We start from the raw sequence: 16,337 nt of genomic DNA on the forward strand, positions 1-16,337 counted from the left end.
AAACAGGTGAACAGTGAAGCCGGTTCACGCAAAACAGAAATTTCAACGGATGGAATCCGAAGGTTTGAATTTCGAGGAGAACGTATTGACCGCCGCCTCATTCACTTTCATGCCCTCTTGCAAGCGCTGCGCTTCTTTTGCACGTGCTTCACGCAACAATGCCGTCCGCGCCTGCATCAACAATTGTTCGCGGACTTCATCGAAACCACGTTTGCCGGCAGAACGCCTCTCTTCCAGGCGAATAATGTGATAGCCGAACTGCGTCTCGACCACATCACTCAGGTCACCGGGCGTCTTGAGCCCCTTCATCGCCTCTTCAAACGGCACAACAGTGCTGCCCTCAGTGACAAACCCTATGTCACCGCCCTGGGCCACACTCCCCGTGTCTTCGGAATTATCCTTGGCCAGTTGCGCAAAGTCTTTGCCCGCCCTTGCATCACTCAGTATCTGTTCGATACGGGCACGCGTTTCGGGGGACTTCTGTTTCAGCAAAATATGCCGAACGCGAGTACGCTCCGGAGCGTCCAGCTGCTTGCCGTCGACCGCCCTGTAGGTGGACTGGGCGTAAGCCAACAATGCGGCTTCGCTTGGCTGATGGTTTTTATCAAATTCGGCTAGATAAAGATCCGCCATAGCCTTTTCACGGGCCAACGCCAGTGCTGCAGCGGACTCTCGGCCTGCAGTAAGCCCTCTGCGCTCAGCCTCCACCGCCATGGCGCGCTGCACATACACGTTGGATGCCAGCTGACCCACGTTGTCCGGGCGGGAAAGAACGGTTGCGCGAGCGGTATCCGAGATACGCGTTGCGGCATCCGCCATCACATCTGCATCAGTCACTTGACCCACAGGCCCCTGTACCAGTGCATATTGGGCCGACACCAACAGCGGCGCGAAAGAGCAAATAGCCGCACAAAAGGCCCGGCCGACAGAGATACGTACTGTGAACATGTTCATTCCGAAAAGAAACATCAATCAATCAGTTACACAATGAAAAAAGGCGGGGGCAAGCCCCCGCCTTATGTTTGATTGCCGCAGGCGGCAATCAGAACCTCAACCATTAACGCGTGAAGCGGTGGGGTTGGGTCAGGCTGAAGTTGGTGGACTTGCCAGCAACCACGGGGCCCGTCATCTTCACGAACGAGCTACCCACGATTGGCAGACCAGCGTTGGCCAAACCAGCGGTGTTGATGTTCAACCAGCCGTTCACGAAGCCTGCATCGATGTTCTTAGGCGCGATCTTGGCTTGCAGCGAAGACGTTGCGTTGAACGTCAGGATGCTGACTTCACCGCAGAACACAACCTTCTTGGTCGTGCCTGGCGACACCACGAATTCGCCAGAAGCCGTAGCTTCTTCTTGGTCAAATGCAGTCACGTTACCACCAGGTTCCACGCAAGCTTGGTACGTTGGGTTACCCGAAGTACCGCCCGTGCCCATCTTCGTGTTCACAGCCGTGAAGTATGGAGAAACGTCATTGCCAGCCGTGATTTGCTGAGCAGCGGATGCATTGAACACTGCGCTCGGGCCCGTTGCAGGAGCAGCGAACTTGTAGTTCACGCCCACAGCGTAGCGACGGGTAGGCATGGAGAACACCCAATCCGTAGCAGCCGAGATGGCAGAGTTGGTCACATATTCGTTCAGCACATTCTTGACAGCCAGGGCTTGCGTCAGCAGCTTGCCTTGCAGCACAGGTGCGTCGCTTGCAGTGGTACCTGGAGCAGCAGCAACAACACCAGCAGCGGTGATGGCGGCAGCCGTCAGATAAGGCGTCGACATGTCAGGCAGGTCGTACTGAGCAGCTTCGATGATAGCCGTCGAAGGCGATACACCCGTGTTGCGCAGCAGAGGATCGGACGTCAGCGAGTTGATGGCAGTAGCAACAACCGTGGTGTCCTTCTGAGGCGAGAACACAACGCGGCCCAGGCCAGGAGCGCCACCAGCAGACACGCGGGCTTCCACAGCGGTCATGTTGCCAGACCAAGCCACCGATGCGCCAGCGATGTTCAGGATGGTCCACGAGCCAGTCAGGCCGGTAGAAGGCATCCAGAAACCGTGGTTCAACAGAGCTTCACGATCGGCAGCGGCGGCAGAACCAGTGATAGAGGTCAGGGTAGGATCGTTCGCCAGCTTCAGAACGGCAGCGGGCAGAGTTGCATCGCTGGTCGCCAGGCCGCAAGGATTGGTACCGGCAGAAGTGTGCTTGATGGCAGTGAACAAGGCATTGGCAGATGCTGCCGTACCGCCATCAGCCACCACGCCAGCGGTGGTAGGAACTTGGGGAGGAATGTCAGCCATGTTGAAGATTTCAACGTAGCCTTCCAACGTTTCACCGGCCTTAGCAGCATCGGTAGCGCCGAACACGCGGTCGGTCTTGAACTTCGTTGCATTCAACACAGCGCGACGGGGCAGCGAGCAGGTGTTGTCTGGAACGTAGATTTGAGCCAGACCCGTGGCAGTGTCCTTGCTCACGTTGGCAGTCCACACGTCGCCAGGCGACATGAACAGCGAGAAGTCGAACACGTCGTCGGAGTTGGCCGCACCGCGGAAACGCACCTTCACAGCCTTGCCGTTCTTGGTGTCGGTGTTCACGATGCTCAACAGCGTACCGTTGCCTTCTTGCACGGAGTAGTAAGGCACCAGCAGGTTGTGGCCAATACCATCAGGACTCACTTGCAGAACAGTCGCATTGGTAGCGCCCAGAGTGCCAGCTTGCGTGGAAGTCACAGCAGCGGTGGATTCAAATGCAACACCAGCGGATGCAGCCCCAGCAAAACCCAGACCACCAATCATGGCAGCGATGCTCAGAGAGAGAACATTTTTTTTCATGAAAACTCCAGTTAGAAAAAGTTGGTAAGCGCAACTACCAAGATTGTTTACGCTCAAGGATGGTAGCACAGCAAGAATCGGGTGAAGTCATCGAAATTTCTGCGTCAACCCGATGTGTTGATTAAAAGCAACAGGCCTCTGTCCGTTTCGATACTTACCCTCCCATGCACTAGGCAGAAAGATGTTGAGAGGTCACAGTTTTTGGTACAGCCACCACTGCCCATCTTCCAGAAGCCACGTTTCATCCACACCCGTGGTAATGGTACCGTTGTATGGCTTTGCGAGGATAGGCTTGGCCTCAATTTTTACAACAGCAGTGCACTTTTCTGTCGCACATTCGACACGCACCACCTCCGCATTGACCCACGTGGCTGCACCGCCGATGCCAGAGCTGTACCGCTCAAAGGAAGTAACAGCGCGGTACGAAGGCGCGGTGAATGTGTACGCCTTCTGAATGTCTCCAGCAATCAGCGCCTGCCAGCGCGCGGCGGCACGGTTCTCCACCGCCTTTTCAGGCGATTGGGGCGCCACTGCAGCACAACCCGACAACGCGACGAGTGCCATAACTGTTGCAGTACGCATGGCGTCAGCGGAAAACTTCATGGGTTTTAACTCCTTCATAGTTCGAATGTCCATAGACCGGCCCAAATCATGGGCCTGCCCACAAGAAACGCCGAACACCCTTAGTTCCGCAACATGGAAGGTTGTGAGGTCGGCGGCACCGAGGAACCCGAGCTTGCGGCTGACGGCAGTACATTGGTAAAGCCCTTCATCCTGTCGCGCAAGTCCTCGCTGACCTGACGAATATCGATGTCAGATCGCACCACTCGAGGAGTGATGACAACCAATAGTTCCGTACGCCGTCCATCGTTGCTCGTCGAACCAAAAAGGTTCCCCAGCAAGGGCAAAGTGTGCAGGATAGGAATGCCGGATTTTGTTGCAGTGCTGTTTTCCTGGATGAGCCCGCCCATCACGATGGATTCACCGGAGCGCACAGCTACTTTGCTGGACAATTGACGCTGCAAGAAGGCGCGCTGATTGGTCACCTCGTCTTTGGCCCCCACGTCAGTCACTGATTGCTCCACCTGCATGGTGACAATATTTCCAGCGTTGACCGAGGGCGTGACCACTAGATTAACACCCGTATCCTTGTATTGAATATTGGTTGAAGTGACCGTTCCTTCAAGGTTGCTTGTTGTCCCCGCCTGGATTGGCGTCTGGTCACCCACTGCGATGGCCGCTGTATGGTTGTCCAGCACCATTAGCGAGGGACTGGCGACCACCTTCACTGTCGTCTTGGCAGACAAGGCATTCAGCATGGCACGCACATTACCTGAGGGACTTTTGAGAGCGTAAGAAAAGCCAGAAAGCGCACTACCGATAATTCCACCCGACGCGTCGCCATCACGGCTGCTGAGCGTTCCACGCCCCGTGTAATCGGTACCCGCCCGGCTATCGCTGAAGGCCCATTGCAACCCGTATCGCAAATCATCGTTCAGCGTGACTTCAATAATGCTGGCCTCAATGAGCACCTGCGTCGGGGGAAGATCCAAGCGCTTCAATGTCGACTCGATCTTGGCGTACTCCGCACGCGTGCTCCACACCAGCACTGAATTGTTCAGCTCATCCGCCATGACACGGACACCTCCCAAAGAGGCAACCGCAGGCGCCTGCGCCCCAGCCTGTTGCGCTACTCGCCCAGCCAGCCCCCCTGTTGTGCCCGTCGCACCTCCCAACGAAAGCCCCCCCGTCCGCCCCGAAAAACCACCAGCGCCGCTGTTAAGGGTGCTGTTGCCGCCAAACGCGGAGCCGCCCATTGCGGACTGCCCAAGCGAACTACCCGTGGCCGTTGTCAATCCAGGGGCTACCCCACTGTTTGCCGTGCCACCAGCAGGCTGCGCCGATCCAAAAATGCCGCCCAACACTGTGGCCAAATGGCGCGCATTGACATTCTGTACTTGGTAGATAAAAAGCTGCGCCTCAGCAGTGTTATCCGAAGGCTGGTCGAGTCGATCAATCCAGCGACGCGCCTCATCGAGATACGAGGCGCGCGGAGTTACCACCAGAATACTGTTGATCCGCTCAATGGGCATCACACGCACAGCACCCGCTAGCGGCAAGTTATCTGCAAGCCCGACCGCACTAGCCGCTCCAGTTGCCGCGCCCGCAGCACCTGGCGCCCCAGCCCCCCTGCCTGGCGCCGTATTTTGAGCGCCCCCGCCACTCGCGCTTAACAATTGAAGCGCGGCTTCTACCTCCTTGACAGAGGCGTACTTCAAAGGAAAAACGCCTACTGACATTCCCTTAAGTAGGTCCACATCGAAAGTATTCACAATGTCTAGCCACCCCTCTGCCTGGGTTCGGCTACCCGCAAACACAAGCAAATTACGGACAGTGTCTACACGGATCAACGATTCGGCTGGCATCATTGGACGCAGGATGGACGCCATCTCAGAGGCCCCGATAAACTGAAGCGGCACAACCACCGCGCCAGAACCCGGGGGCAGAGCGCCCCCGCTTACCTGTCGCACAGCAGCGCCAATACCCTTGAGCGCCTCCGGCTTGCCCACGTGATAAGACCCGCGAGGGTCTCTCACCATAACCAAGCCATTGGCCTGGAGAGCACTTTCCAGCAAAAAGATCGCCTGATCGGGCGACACAGGAACCCGCGTTGCAAGCGTGACGGTGCCACCGATAGGCGGATGCAGTACGTAATCAACCTTGAGAACGTCGCCAAGCATGGTGCGAACCACTTCGGCGATCGGTGCCTCTTCAAACTTAAACGAACTCGGAGCCCCGTCGATCACTTGCGCGGGCTTTGCGGCACCTATCACACGATCGTTGCCTCTAACAATTCGCGGCTCGTATGCCCCCCCCCCTTCGTTAGGCAGGCCGTCGGGATGAGTATTGCTGCCTGCTGACCCTTTGGATCCAAGCAGAGCAGGCATTGGCTCAACACTCGGAACGAGCGCTTCATCTGCAGCCCACGCCGCGGAACCAGCCAAAAAGGCACAGGCGAGAGCTAGAAAACGCGGCGCGACCATATAAAAATGACTCATGAATTTACTCTTTAACCGGGGGAAATCCTTGCTCAGCTCGCCTTGCATTACGCAATGCAAGGCGAGCCCGTTCACGCTCTTGGCGCTCCTGCTCTTGTTTGGCCACGGGGTCATCAACCTGCGCCGGAACCGCACCCTGCGATTTCTGTGCGTCGATTGAGTTACCTGAGGTACCCATAGGCGCGGGCACCGCAGCCCCCAGTTTCGAGGGAATGAGCCGTAATACCCTTATCTCCTCCCCCCGAGCAAAAGCGGCATCACGGCCTTCAATACTCTTGAGTGTCCACATTCCCAAGGCACCGCCCACCGCTAGCCTGCGATCCTTACCGTCGATTTTTGCAAGAATCCCCCCTCCGTCGCCAGAGGAATACACCCCTTGAAGCTGGATGTTTGCTAGCGCGTCGGGCTCTGGCACAGTTTCCACCTTGACGGGGGCGGGCGGAGGGGCGCGCCTATTGGGCGAGAACAGGGGGCGCTCGAGCACAGCCAGAAAGCGACTGGTGTCGGCGGCTTTGGGTGCGGCAATCCCACTTGGCTGTGCGATGTCGGGCACGATTGCGACAGGTGCCACCCAGGCGGTGCCCCGGACTTGCCCCGAAGGCTCAAGCCATAGCGCGGCCAAGCCCACAGCCAGTGCAGCATTGACCGCCAGAAGCGTCGGCGTGGGGTGGATCTTCATGGGCGCCCCCTGAGAACGAGCATGTCGAACTGCACAGCCAGACGCTGCGGAGTGTCGGCCCTGACGGAGCCAATGGTCTGCAGGCTCATTCCTCGCACCAGGATGACAGGTGTTTGCCCCGACAAGCCAACCAGCGCGCCTTGAAGAGCCAAAAGGTCGCCTTCGGCGCGTACGGCCAGGGGTATGCGGTCGTAGTTCTTCTCGGCCTTGGCTGGCAGCACCTGGCTGCTGACAATCTGCAGCCCAGCCGCGGTGAACAGGTTGCGCACGCGCTGCTGCGCGGCGTTGCCCACTTGGTTAGCGTCTGTTTCCGCGGGGTAGACATACTGCGCCACCAAGCCCTGCGCTTCGGCTTGCGCTCGCTCCAGCACATCGACGCTGCCTTGGAGCCCTTGTAGGCGTGCATGCCGGGGCTCCATTTCCTCCATGCGCTTCGCGGCCGCCTGGTGCTTGTCGTATATGTAGTAGCTGCCCCCTGCGAGCGCGGCAAGCACCACGCCCAGCATGAGTAGCAGGAGCATAGCCCCTGGGGACAGGGTGCGTATCTTCATAGCTTGGATGCCTTGGGCTGTGTCCCGAGTGCCGCAGAGGCAGCAGACGCCGGTGACGACGCAGGTGCCGCAGGCACCACAGAAGCTACAGGTTTCACGGCCGCCTCGTCCGGCTTGGGGCTAACTCCAGCCTGCAGAAGGACTGCGGGGTCGATCTGTGCCTCGATGGTGAAGGTGTCCTTGGTGGCTCCAGGCGGGCGCGTAGCGGCGGTGGGAGCTCGCACTTCGCGCAGCCCGGGTTCGTTGCCCAGGCGCTCCAGCAGCGCTGCGGAGTTGGTAGTCTGCCCGGTGAGAGTGATTTTCAGGCCCTGTACCTGCAAGGTGAGGAGGGAGGAGTCGTCCGGCAGCGCACGGGTGAGCAGGTCCATGATTTGCAAGGGGTCGGCTTGTTCGCCCAGGATAGCTCGCAGTTCGGTCAGTTGGTCTTGGGAGCGCACAAGCGATTCACGCTGGGCCAGCGCAGGCGCTGCAAGGCGGGCGAGCCGCTGGTAGTCCTGCATGGCGACGAGGGCGCGCGCGCGCAACTGCAAACTGGGCGTGATAGCGATGGCGCCCAACAGGACCAGTGCGCCCGCCATGAGGGCAAGATTGAGGTTGCACCCACGGCGCTGCGCGCGCTGCCTGCGCGGTTCTGCGAAACCAGCAAGGGCGATGGGCTCGCCGGTGTGCGCGGAGAGGCACCAGGCTTCGCTAGTCTCCAACGCAGCCGCGTCCGGTTGTGCCGCAAAGTGCCGCTGGATTAGCCCGCGCGAGGCCAGGACGATTTCTACGTCCTGGCTGCCGCGCAGCTGCGCGGCAGGGGTGCTGCGCGCTCCCCATACGAGTTCGTGCGGCAGGAAGGGGCTATTGGCACTGGCTTCGAGCGCAATGGCCTGGGCTGTGGCTGCGGAAGTCAGAATGGGCAGCGTGGTCTGGCGCCGCAGCACGATGCTGTCCGGCACCTCGACGGCGGTGAAGGGCGCTGCAGTGCGGGAGCCGTCGGCCTTGTCGCGCCGCAATTGCCCGCCGCTGGCGAGCCAGACTTCCTGCGTGCCGTCCACCCGGTACCAGCGCACACGTGCCTCGGGGGTGAACCAGTCGAGGATGGGGCCGTCACGCAGTTCCGCCCAGGCCTGGGCGAGCGTTTCCCGCAGTTGATGCGTGTCCAGTCCGAAAAATCGGGGCGGTGAAGCAGAGGGCGACATGGTGTTTTCAGGGGGCCGCAGTGTCTTCCCGCAGGCGTTGCTCGAAACGGTAAGTGTGCCATGGCATGCCATCGCGCACCGAGGGGTTCAGGTTGACACTACGTGCCACGACAGCGACACCTCCATCACCGAGCGGTATGCGAGCCGTCAGCCGAAAGCGCTGTGTGGTAGCGTTGTTTTCAATAAACTCGGCCATGAGCCCGGTAGTGTCGACGCCTACGACGCCAGAGGCTCGCTGGGCATCTATGGCCACCGCCTTGCCTGCATCGCCACCCGCTAGAACCAACAAAACGGACTTGGGCGCGGCTATGGGATTGACACGGTCGCCGCCCAGTTGGTCGGCTGTCAAAAGCGGCGCGATCTTAGCATAGAGATCGTAGTCGATCCCCGGTACCTGGAGCAGGTCTTCGGTGGCCTCAAAGCTCCTGGCAACGCCTTGCGCGTCGCGGCTGGTGCGAACGTCCACGATGGTTTGGGCCAGCGCTTGCGCCGCATTCTGGGGCATGCCCGCCAAGGCGAGCATCTGCGCCAGCAAGGGTACGCCAGCACTGTTGAGGTTAATGAGCCCATTGAGTGGAAGGATCTCGACCTCGATGCCCTGTCCGCCATATGTAACGGGCACCACTTGGAGCCTTTGCTGCCGCTGTCCCTGCAGGGTGTGGGCCATCATTTCCTGCAGCACGATGTGGATGGCCGCATCCCCTATGCCTGCAGCCACGGCGATCTGCCGCGATTGGCCTGCAAGACGGGCCTCTCCGCGCAGGTTGTGCACCAGCCCCATGACCATGATGCTCAGCGCGGAGACGATCCAGAGCACGGCAATGAGCGCCATGCCGCTGCTGCTGCGGCGAAGCGGTCGGCCCATCATCGGCTGCGCCCTCCGCCCACAGAGAAGTCGCCGTTGCTGCCGTCAGTGAGTGGCAGTTTGTACAAGGGAATCACCAGCGTGGGCCAGTCTCCGGCTACCGTGGCGATGTCGATGGCGATACGGCCCGGCAGCTGGGCTGGATCAGCCCAGCCGGCGCCCCAGGCGGGCGGCTCCTCACGGTCGTTTTCGTAGCGCATGGAAAGGGTCTTTATTTCGTCGGCCAAGATGCGGCTGTCGGCCGCCGCCCAATCGGGGAAGGCCGCAGCTTCGGGCCGCCATGGCGCAAAACGCAGCACTAGGCGCGCCTGACCCTCGATGTTCTCCAGACCGAGCCGGAAAAAATGCCGCCCGCCACTGCCATAGCGTGCGGGCATGACGCCAACCCAGGTCACGGCGTCCGGAGCGCCAGCAAAGAGGTAGGGGCTGGTTTTCTCGTCAATGCTGCGCACTTGCCTGCGGGCAGATATGCGCCCCAAGGTGTCGCGGATGAAGCCGACGGCCAACCGGTAGTCGTCGACGTTGGTGAGCTTGTGGTCAACGCGCTCTTGGCTTTGCGCCACAGTGCGAAGCGCCGACGCCATGGCCAGCACCATAAGCGATAGCAGTGTCAAGACGACCAGGAGTTCCACCAGGGTAAAGCCCAGGCTGCGCGCGGCACGGATTTTCATGGCGCAGCGCCCCCTGGCAGGGGCTTGCGCTCGGCGCGCAAGGTGACGACGCGCAGGGTGCGCCTGGCGCCTGCATCGGTCCACTGGATCTCCACCGTCACCTCATGCAAGGGCGGCACGTTGGAATGCGCCACATTGGTGGGATACGGCGTGCTGTGAATGCTCCAAGCAAACCCTGCGGTTTCACCAGCATCGGTCCAACCCACAGCGGGCACGGCGTCACGCAGGGCCAGCAGGGATTGCGCCAATGACGCGGCACGCTGGGTGGTTTCGATGGTAGAAACTGAGCGAACACTGCTCCCGGTGGCCCGATAGAGCACGCCCAAGGCCATGGCCATGATGGAGAAGGCCACCAGGACTTCCAGTAAGGACATACCTGCCTCACGCCCCCAGCGCACAGACCTCGTCATGGAGCCAAGGCGGTTTGGGTCACCCGCCCGGAAAGCCAATCCACCCGCAGTTGCACCCCAGTACCGGTTTTGCGCATTACCTGCACGCTGCCCCCCGTGGCGCCGCCGTCGGGCAAGAAGCGGATAGCCGCGACACCGCTGTGCATTTCGCCTTCTGCGACCAGAGCGCGGAAGTCAATGGTGTCCGGCAGGGGACGCAGCGCCTCCCCTGCAACCCCGTACCGATGCTGCGCCAGATCGAGGATGAAGCGTGTTTCCCGCCCACGCAGTCGAGCGACCTGGCGTGCCTTACGCATGTCGCTGAGAATGCCTCGCACGACGTCGCGGTACTGCGCACTCTCCCTGGCCCTGTCGTAGGCCACAGGCACCATGCTGATCAGCACAGCCATGATGGCAAAGACCACCAGGAGTTCGACCAACGTGAATCCGCGAACGTTTGGCATCGGCCCCGGAAAAGCCTGGCTGCTCAGTTTGTGTTGCGGATATCTGCGTTCTCGCCCTCGCCGCCAGGGGCGCCATCGGCACCAAGGGAGAGAATCTCAATGCCGCCATTCGGGCCAGGATTGGCATAGCGGTAGGGGTGGCCCCATGGGTCGGTTGGCAAGCCTCCCTTCAGGTAGGGCCCAGTCCAACCGTTGACGCTGCCGGGTTTCTTGACCAAGGCTTCAAGCCCTTCTTCGGTGGTGGGGTAGCGGCCCACGTCGAGCTTGAAGAGTTCGAGCGATTTGTCGAGGTCGGCGATCTGCACGCCCGCAGTCTTGGACTTGGCGCCACCGAGCTGGTTGAGCACGCGCGGGCCGACCAAACCGGCCAGCAGCGTGAGAATGGCCAGTACGACCAGCAATTCAATGAGAGTGAAGCCACGCGAAGACTTGTGGGCAAAGGCGGTGCCGCAGGCGCGGCGGGCACAAATACTCACCATGGGAGACGGTTCCTTGAACAAACAAAAATTATACGGCGAGGTCATTGATGGACAGGATTCCGAGCAGGATGGAAACAATGATGGCGGCGATCAGCACACCCAGCACCAGGATGAGCACGGGTTCGACCAGCGTGAGAAGGCGTTTGATGCCGGTTTCGACCTCGCGGTTCAATATATTCGCCAACTCCAGCATCATGGGGCCGATGCGGCCGGTTTCTTCGCCCACGCGGATGAGATTGATGGCGAGGGGCTCGAAGATGCCGGTGGCCGAAAGCGCCTGCACGACCCGGCCGCCTTCCTTGACGATGGGCGCCACACGCCCCAGCGCCTGCTGCAGCACGACGTTACCCACGGTTTCGGTGGCGATGTGCAGCGCGGTGAGCATGGGCACACCATTGCCGAGCAAGGTGCCCATGGAACGCGAGAACAACGTAAGCTGGTACTTGAGCGCCAGCGGTCCCATGAGCGGCAGGCGCAGCACCAGGGTCTGCCACCAACGCCTACCCGAGGGTGAGCGCAGCCAGCGCGTCAGCAGCATGCCGCCGCCCACGGCCACCACACCCATGAACAAGCCATAGCGCGTGAACGCATGGCCCAGGCCCATGACTAGGCGAGTGGGCATGGGCAGCGCATCGCCCATGTCGGTGAACAGTTTTTCGAACTGCGGCACGACGAAACCGAGCATGGCGACAAGCGAGAGCACGGCCACCCCGAGCAGGATGGCAGGGTAGATGGTGGCCGAGATGACGTTGTCACGCAGGGCGCGCTGGCGCTCCATGTGTTCGACTAGGCGGTCAAGCACGGCGGACATCTGGCCGCTGGCCTCGCCCGAGCGCACCATATTGATGTAGAAGTCGCCAAACAGCTCGCGGTGCGCGGCCAGTGCTCGGCTGAGCGGAGTGCCGCCCTTGACTGCATCCAGGATACCCTGCACCAGAGCGCCGATGCTGGGCTTGTGGCTCATGTCGATCAGCACGCGCAGGGCGTTGTCAAGCGCCAGACCTGCGCGCAGCATGATGGCCAACTCTGAAGTCAGCGCCAATACATCGGGCGCGGTGACCGGGCCTTTGGCTTGGCGCACCTTGGGCCGCGCAGGGCCACTAGAGGCATTCGCCGCGCTAGCCCCGCCCGCCAATGCGGGGGCCTTGCTGGCGTCGTTGATGCTCAGCGGCGTCAGCCCCTGGCCGCGAAGTTGCTTGAGGGCTGCAGCCGCACTGGCGGCGCTGAGCAGACCTTCCTCGACCTTGCCAGAGGCTGCGGCGGCACGCCAGACAAAATCAGGCATCGGTCTGGTCCTGCGTGACGCGGGCCAATTCGTCCAGCGTCGTGTGGCCCGCCACCACCTTGCGCAGGCCATCTTCGTACAGGCTCAGCATGCCGCTTTGTGCGGCGATGGTGTTGAGGACGTTGGCGTCGCGCCCTTCTATGATAGCGCGGCGCATGGGTTCGTCGAGCACCAGCAGCTCATGGATGCCTGTGCGCCCCCGGTAGCCCGACTGGCGGCATTGCTCACAGCCCACCGCCCGGTATATGGGCTTGCCCACGCTGCCAAAACGCAACAGGCCCGAGCTTTCACGCACTTCGGGGCCCGGCTCGTAGGGCTCTTTGCAGTGCCCACACAGTGTGCGCACCAGGCGCTGGGCTAGCACGCCGTTGACGGCCGAGGTAATGAGGTAGGGCTCCACGCCCATGTCCTGCATGCGGATCACGGCGCCAGCGGCGGTGTTGGTGTGTAAGGTGGACAGCACCAGGTGCCCTGTTAGCGCGGACTGCACGGCGATCTGTGCGGTTTCGCCGTCGCGCATTTCGCCGATCATGATGATGTCGGGGTCTTGCCGCAGGATGGAGCGCAGGGCGTTCGCGAAGGTCAGGTTGATCTGCGAATGCACTTGGATCTGGTTGATGCCTTCGAGCTGGTATTCGACCGGATCTTCGACGGTGATGATCTTTTGCGCTGCGGCATCGATCTTGGCCAGTGCGGCGTACAGCGTGGTGGTCTTGCCTGAGCCGGTGGGGCCGGTGACCAGCAAGATGCCGTGCGGGCGCGCCAGCAGGGTGTTGAATCGGCTCAGCGTGTCCTTTTCAAAGCCCATCTTTTCGAGTTCGAGGCGCACGCTGGCGCGGTCAAGCACGCGCATGACCACGCTTTCGCCGTGCACGGTGGGAACAGTAGAAACGCGCAGATCCAGCTCACGCCCCTTGACGCGGGTCTTGATGCGGCCGTCTTGCGGCAGGCGGCGCTCGGCGATATCCAGGTGCGCCAGCAGCTTGACGCGCGAGTTGACGGCGGCAGACAGGCGCGGCGGCACCAGTTCGCCGGGGTGGATCACCCCGTCGACGCGATAGCGCACGTGCAGGCCGTCGTCGAACGGCTCCAGATGGATGTCAGAAGCACGCAGGTCGATCACGCGACCGATGATGGTGTTGACCAAGCGGATGACGGGCGCCTCGCTGGCCAGGTCTTTCAAATGCTCAACAAAGTCTCCGCCGTCAGAGCCGTCTCCAAAACCATCATCGGCGTCATCGGCCTCTTCGACCGGTTCGGCCAGTGCCTTTTCAATGTCGCCTTCAAGCGCCAAGTGCGGTCGGATGGTGCAGCCAGTGGACAGATGCAGAGCCTTGACCACGAAGGCATCCTGCGGCACGGCCATGGCCACGTGCAGCTCGCCGCCTTCCAGGCGCAGCGGGTAGATGGCGTTGGCTTGCAAGAACTCAGGCAGCAGGCCTTCAACTTCTGGCATGAGGTCGGGAAAGCCATCAGCCGGCACAAGGGGGATGCCGAGTTGGATGGACAGAGCCAGCGCCACGTCGCTGTCGGACACCAGACCCAGGCTCACCAGCACACGCCCGAGCATACCGCCCATTTCTTGCTGCGCGGAGAGCGCGCGATCCAGGTCGCGCGCGCTGAGCTTTCCGGCCTGCACCAGCAGTTCGCCAATGCGCGGGGGCTGCACGGCGTCATCGCCCAACGGTTCGGCAAGGGCCGAAATTGTGTTTGTCGTCATGAATGGTCTGGATACGGCGCAGCAGCGGTCTGCGGAGAATGGGCGTGAGTGTAACGGGGCGATGTAAACCTCCCGGCGGCGCGGCACACAACCCTACGACGCTAAACGCAGTTACTTCTATTTTTATAGCTGCTTGCACTGACCCTATAAGCGCCAGGGCCTCATTTTCCTTATATTTTTTCGCCCCTGGGTCGATCGGTTTGGTGCTTTGCCTTACATTCATTGACCCCTGCGCACCACCTCCCAGACGACCCCTGCCGCCGCATTCGCCATGAATCATCGCCCCACCCACCGCACAACCACCCTGGCCATCTCCATTGCTGCCTGTGGGGTGCTGGCCGCAGGTGCGGCCGGGTGCGTGCTGCTGTCCCGTCATACGCCCGAAAGAGCGCCCAGGCAGGGCCCCATGCTGCTGGCGCCGATGATTGGCGTAATCGACTCCTGCGTTCTCGCGCAAGACAGCGCGGCCACGCCAGACACGCCCGACATGCTGGCCACCTGCACGGGCCCTAATGGATCAGCGGCGGCACTGGTGGAGTCCACCCTTTCGGCGCTGCAGCCCCGAGGAAACGGAGACAGCACCCCAGGCCCCTACCCTCTAGGCTACACCTTGCCTGTGCCCTTGCTGCAGCTGTTTCGCCAAAGCCCCGAGGGCTGGATCATTGACAAAGACACCGTTGGGCGGCTGGTGCGCACCGTGCGCGACACCGACCGGCCCCTGATCCTATATTTGTTCTCCACGCATTTCGCCACCGATGCGCCGCTGGAAAAAGCGCTGGCCCTGGACCCGGCCAACCTGGCCCAGACGCGCGACGGCCCACTGGCCCAAGGCCGCTACTACAACTCGGCTATTAACAACTGGTCCTTCGCCAGCACGCAGACCGCGCTGACCGCTCGCCGCGTGCAGGCAACGGAAGCCTTGCTGGAGGAAATGTGCCGCCTGCCCGCGCAGGACATTGCAAAGATCAAGGGTGTGACGCTGCTGGGCGAGTTGCACCACCTGTTTCCCGACTTCGAGGCCGGCATGGGATTCAACAGGCCCTACCGCGTGACCGACTACAGCACGCAATCGGTGGCGGGGTTTCGGCAGTTCTTGCGGCAGGAGTTCCCACGCATCGAGCAACTCAACCGCGTGCTAGGCGCGAACTATGCCTCGTTCGGTGAAGTACAGCCACCATCGCGTGATATCCGCAGCGAGCCCTTGCAGCGCTTTACCGAGCATATCGATTCTTTTGCACAAGGCAGCCTGCCCATTGCCGGCTGGGCCTATATTGAGCAGTCCGAGGGTGCCGCCCCTGCATGGGTGCATGTCTACCGCAATGGTGTTTTCGTGGGTAAAACCCCCGTCAATCAGGGACGGCAGGACGTGCTGGCGGCCAAGCCCGAGTTTGGTGACGCCAACACTGGCTGGCGGCTGGACATGGACTTCCGGGGCCTGCCCACCGGCCTGCACCGCATCGATATGTTTCTGGAGCAAAAACCCGGCCGCCTGACGCCCCTGGGCACGCGCCACATCGCACTGATGGACCGGCAGCAGAGCGCTCCCCAAGCGTTGCCGCAAAAGCCCCTGCCCGCCAGCGCGCCGGCCGATGGCGTACTGCAGGCCCACATCGACATGCCCGCCGAGCAGTCGGCCTATTACTACAACCCGCTCGTGCCACTGTGGCATGCCTTCCGACAAAAGCAGGTCGCGGACTACCTGAAATTCTTTGATGGCGTGGTGCACCAGTCGTGTCTGGCCGGCACCCCGCATTACACGCACCAGATCATTCCGTTCACCAACCCCAGCTGGGATGCCAATAAGTACGCCATCCAGGCATCGCTGCAACCCATGGGAGACATCCGGCTGGGCGTGAGCCTGTATGGCGATGCCACCTATGGCACTACCTTCTCGCAGTGGTATGCCAACACTGCGCACCGCGGCTATGGTGTGACGGAATTCCACCCTCTCAAGGCCATGGACGCCCCTGCCGTGCAGCGCATGCTGGACCGGCATGCCGCGCAGGGAGCGGAGTTTTTGTCTTTTTTTCTGGAGCCGCGCTGGCAAGGGGCCCTTGTGGCACGTAACAACAATATCTTCTCTCTGGACCCGGGCAATGGTCGGTTTGGATCAGATGAACTGTACAAATCCGTGAAGAAGATCATTGATCGCAACGAGTAAATTAAG

The 16,337-nt window shown here is 61.2% G+C and carries 15 protein-coding genes; 1 reads left to right on the plus strand and 14 read right to left on the minus strand.

The features are described 5' to 3' along the window. Window positions 1–42: 42 nt before the first annotated feature. The 14 genes from ASD94_RS20465 to ASD94_RS20530 form a co-directional block, all read right to left on the minus strand. On the minus strand, window positions 43–948 hold the full coding sequence (locus ASD94_RS20465) for a peptidylprolyl isomerase (protein WP_082576970.1): 906 nt from the start codon (window positions 946–948) through the stop codon (window positions 43–45). 109 nt (window positions 949–1,057) lie between these two features. Next, the gene (locus ASD94_RS20470; protein ID WP_082576959.1) at window positions 1,058–2,824 is read right to left on the minus strand and encodes a hypothetical protein; all 1,767 of its coding nucleotides are present in this window, start codon (window positions 2,822–2,824) and stop codon (window positions 1,058–1,060) included. Between the two features lie 192 nt (window positions 2,825–3,016). Continuing rightward, window positions 3,017–3,427: a hypothetical protein gene (locus tag ASD94_RS20475; RefSeq protein WP_156391490.1), complete on the minus strand. Its 411-nt coding sequence runs from the start codon at window positions 3,425–3,427 to the stop codon at window positions 3,017–3,019. A gap of 80 nt (window positions 3,428–3,507) precedes the next feature. Further along, window positions 3,508–5,883: a type II secretion system secretin GspD gene (gene gspD / locus ASD94_RS20480; RefSeq protein WP_156391491.1), complete on the minus strand. Its 2,376-nt coding sequence runs from the start codon at window positions 5,881–5,883 to the stop codon at window positions 3,508–3,510. Between the two features lie 4 nt (window positions 5,884–5,887). Beyond that, window positions 5,888–6,562: a hypothetical protein gene (locus ASD94_RS20485; RefSeq protein WP_056647010.1), complete on the minus strand. Its 675-nt coding sequence runs from the start codon at window positions 6,560–6,562 to the stop codon at window positions 5,888–5,890. Then, on the minus strand, window positions 6,559–7,113 hold the full coding sequence (gene gspM, locus ASD94_RS20490) for a type II secretion system protein GspM (protein ID WP_056647013.1): 555 nt from the start codon (window positions 7,111–7,113) through the stop codon (window positions 6,559–6,561). Before gspM ends, ASD94_RS20485 begins: the two co-directional genes overlap by 4 nt. Next, window positions 7,110–8,297 carry a PilN domain-containing protein gene (locus tag ASD94_RS20495; protein ID WP_056647014.1) on the minus strand — a complete coding sequence of 396 codons (1,188 nt, stop codon included), beginning with the start codon at window positions 8,295–8,297 and terminating at the stop codon, window positions 7,110–7,112. The genes gspM and ASD94_RS20495 overlap by 4 nt, the downstream gene beginning before the upstream one ends. Window positions 8,298–8,304: 7 nt before the next feature. Beyond that, entirely contained in the window at window positions 8,305–9,129 is an 825-nt protein-coding gene (locus ASD94_RS20500) for a type II secretion system protein GspK (RefSeq protein WP_056647016.1), read from the minus strand. A 32-nt stretch (window positions 9,130–9,161) separates the two neighbouring features. Then, a complete protein-coding gene (locus tag ASD94_RS20505; protein ID WP_056647019.1) occupies window positions 9,162–9,833 on the minus strand; it encodes a prepilin-type N-terminal cleavage/methylation domain-containing protein in 672 nt (223 codons plus the stop codon). Next, a complete protein-coding gene (locus ASD94_RS20510) occupies window positions 9,830–10,243 on the minus strand; it encodes a prepilin-type N-terminal cleavage/methylation domain-containing protein (RefSeq protein ID WP_056647021.1) in 414 nt (137 codons plus the stop codon). Before ASD94_RS20510 ends, ASD94_RS20505 begins: the two co-directional genes overlap by 4 nt. Next, entirely contained in the window at window positions 10,240–10,686 is a 447-nt protein-coding gene (locus ASD94_RS20515) for a GspH/FimT family pseudopilin (protein ID WP_056647024.1), read from the minus strand. Before ASD94_RS20515 ends, ASD94_RS20510 begins: the two co-directional genes overlap by 4 nt. A 23-nt stretch (window positions 10,687–10,709) precedes the next feature. Next, window positions 10,710–11,165, minus strand: a complete 456-nt coding sequence (gene gspG / locus ASD94_RS20520; RefSeq protein WP_056647026.1) for a type II secretion system major pseudopilin GspG — start codon at window positions 11,163–11,165, stop codon at window positions 10,710–10,712. 28 nt (window positions 11,166–11,193) lie between these two features. Then, window positions 11,194–12,450, minus strand: coding sequence for a type II secretion system F family protein (locus ASD94_RS20525; RefSeq protein WP_056647029.1), 1,257 nt, complete (start codon window positions 12,448–12,450; stop codon window positions 11,194–11,196). After that, window positions 12,443–14,170: a GspE/PulE family protein gene (locus ASD94_RS20530; protein ID WP_056647032.1), complete on the minus strand. Its 1,728-nt coding sequence runs from the start codon at window positions 14,168–14,170 to the stop codon at window positions 12,443–12,445. The genes ASD94_RS20525 and ASD94_RS20530 overlap by 8 nt, the downstream gene beginning before the upstream one ends. Before the next feature lie 271 nt (window positions 14,171–14,441). Here ASD94_RS20530 and ASD94_RS20535 point away from each other — a divergent pair, with 271 nt between their 5' ends. After that, on the plus strand, window positions 14,442–16,331 hold the full coding sequence (locus tag ASD94_RS20535) for a hypothetical protein (protein ID WP_056647035.1): 1,890 nt from the start codon (window positions 14,442–14,444) through the stop codon (window positions 16,329–16,331). Window positions 16,332–16,337: the final 6 nt, after the last annotated feature.

Source organism: Acidovorax sp. Root70, from assembly GCF_001428225.1.
Taxonomy (GTDB): Bacteria; Pseudomonadota; Gammaproteobacteria; order Burkholderiales; family Burkholderiaceae_C; genus Acidovorax.

Coding starts and splice junctions, on each gene's coding strand:
- ASD94_RS20465 (WP_082576970.1), bottom strand. CDS start 948: ATGTTCACAGTACGTATCTCTGTCGGCCGGGCCTTTTGTGCGGCTATT.
- ASD94_RS20470 (WP_082576959.1), bottom strand. CDS start 2,824: ATGAAAAAAAATGTTCTCTCTCTGAGCATCGCTGCCATGATTGGTGGT.
- ASD94_RS20475 (WP_156391490.1), bottom strand. CDS start 3,427: ATGAAGTTTTCCGCTGACGCCATGCGTACTGCAACAGTTATGGCACTC.
- gspD (WP_156391491.1), bottom strand. CDS start 5,883: ATGAGTCATTTTTATATGGTCGCGCCGCGTTTTCTAGCTCTCGCCTGT.
- ASD94_RS20485 (WP_056647010.1), bottom strand. CDS start 6,562: ATGAAGATCCACCCCACGCCGACGCTTCTGGCGGTCAATGCTGCACTG.
- gspM (WP_056647013.1), bottom strand. CDS start 7,113: ATGAAGATACGCACCCTGTCCCCAGGGGCTATGCTCCTGCTACTCATG.
- ASD94_RS20495 (WP_056647014.1), bottom strand. CDS start 8,297: ATGTCGCCCTCTGCTTCACCGCCCCGATTTTTCGGACTGGACACGCAT.
- ASD94_RS20500 (WP_056647016.1), bottom strand. CDS start 9,129: ATGGCGCTCATTGCCGTGCTCTGGATCGTCTCCGCGCTGAGCATCATG.
- ASD94_RS20505 (WP_056647019.1), bottom strand. CDS start 9,833: ATGAAAATCCGTGCCGCGCGCAGCCTGGGCTTTACCCTGGTGGAACTC.
- ASD94_RS20510 (WP_056647021.1), bottom strand. CDS start 10,243: ATGACGAGGTCTGTGCGCTGGGGGCGTGAGGCAGGTATGTCCTTACTG.
- ASD94_RS20515 (WP_056647024.1), bottom strand. CDS start 10,686: ATGCCAAACGTTCGCGGATTCACGTTGGTCGAACTCCTGGTGGTCTTT.
- gspG (WP_056647026.1), bottom strand. CDS start 11,165: ATGGTGAGTATTTGTGCCCGCCGCGCCTGCGGCACCGCCTTTGCCCAC.
- ASD94_RS20525 (WP_056647029.1), bottom strand. CDS start 12,450: ATGCCTGATTTTGTCTGGCGTGCCGCCGCAGCCTCTGGCAAGGTCGAG.
- ASD94_RS20530 (WP_056647032.1), bottom strand. CDS start 14,170: ATGACGACAAACACAATTTCGGCCCTTGCCGAACCGTTGGGCGATGAC.
- ASD94_RS20535 (WP_056647035.1), top strand. CDS start 14,442: ATGAATCATCGCCCCACCCACCGCACAACCACCCTGGCCATCTCCATT.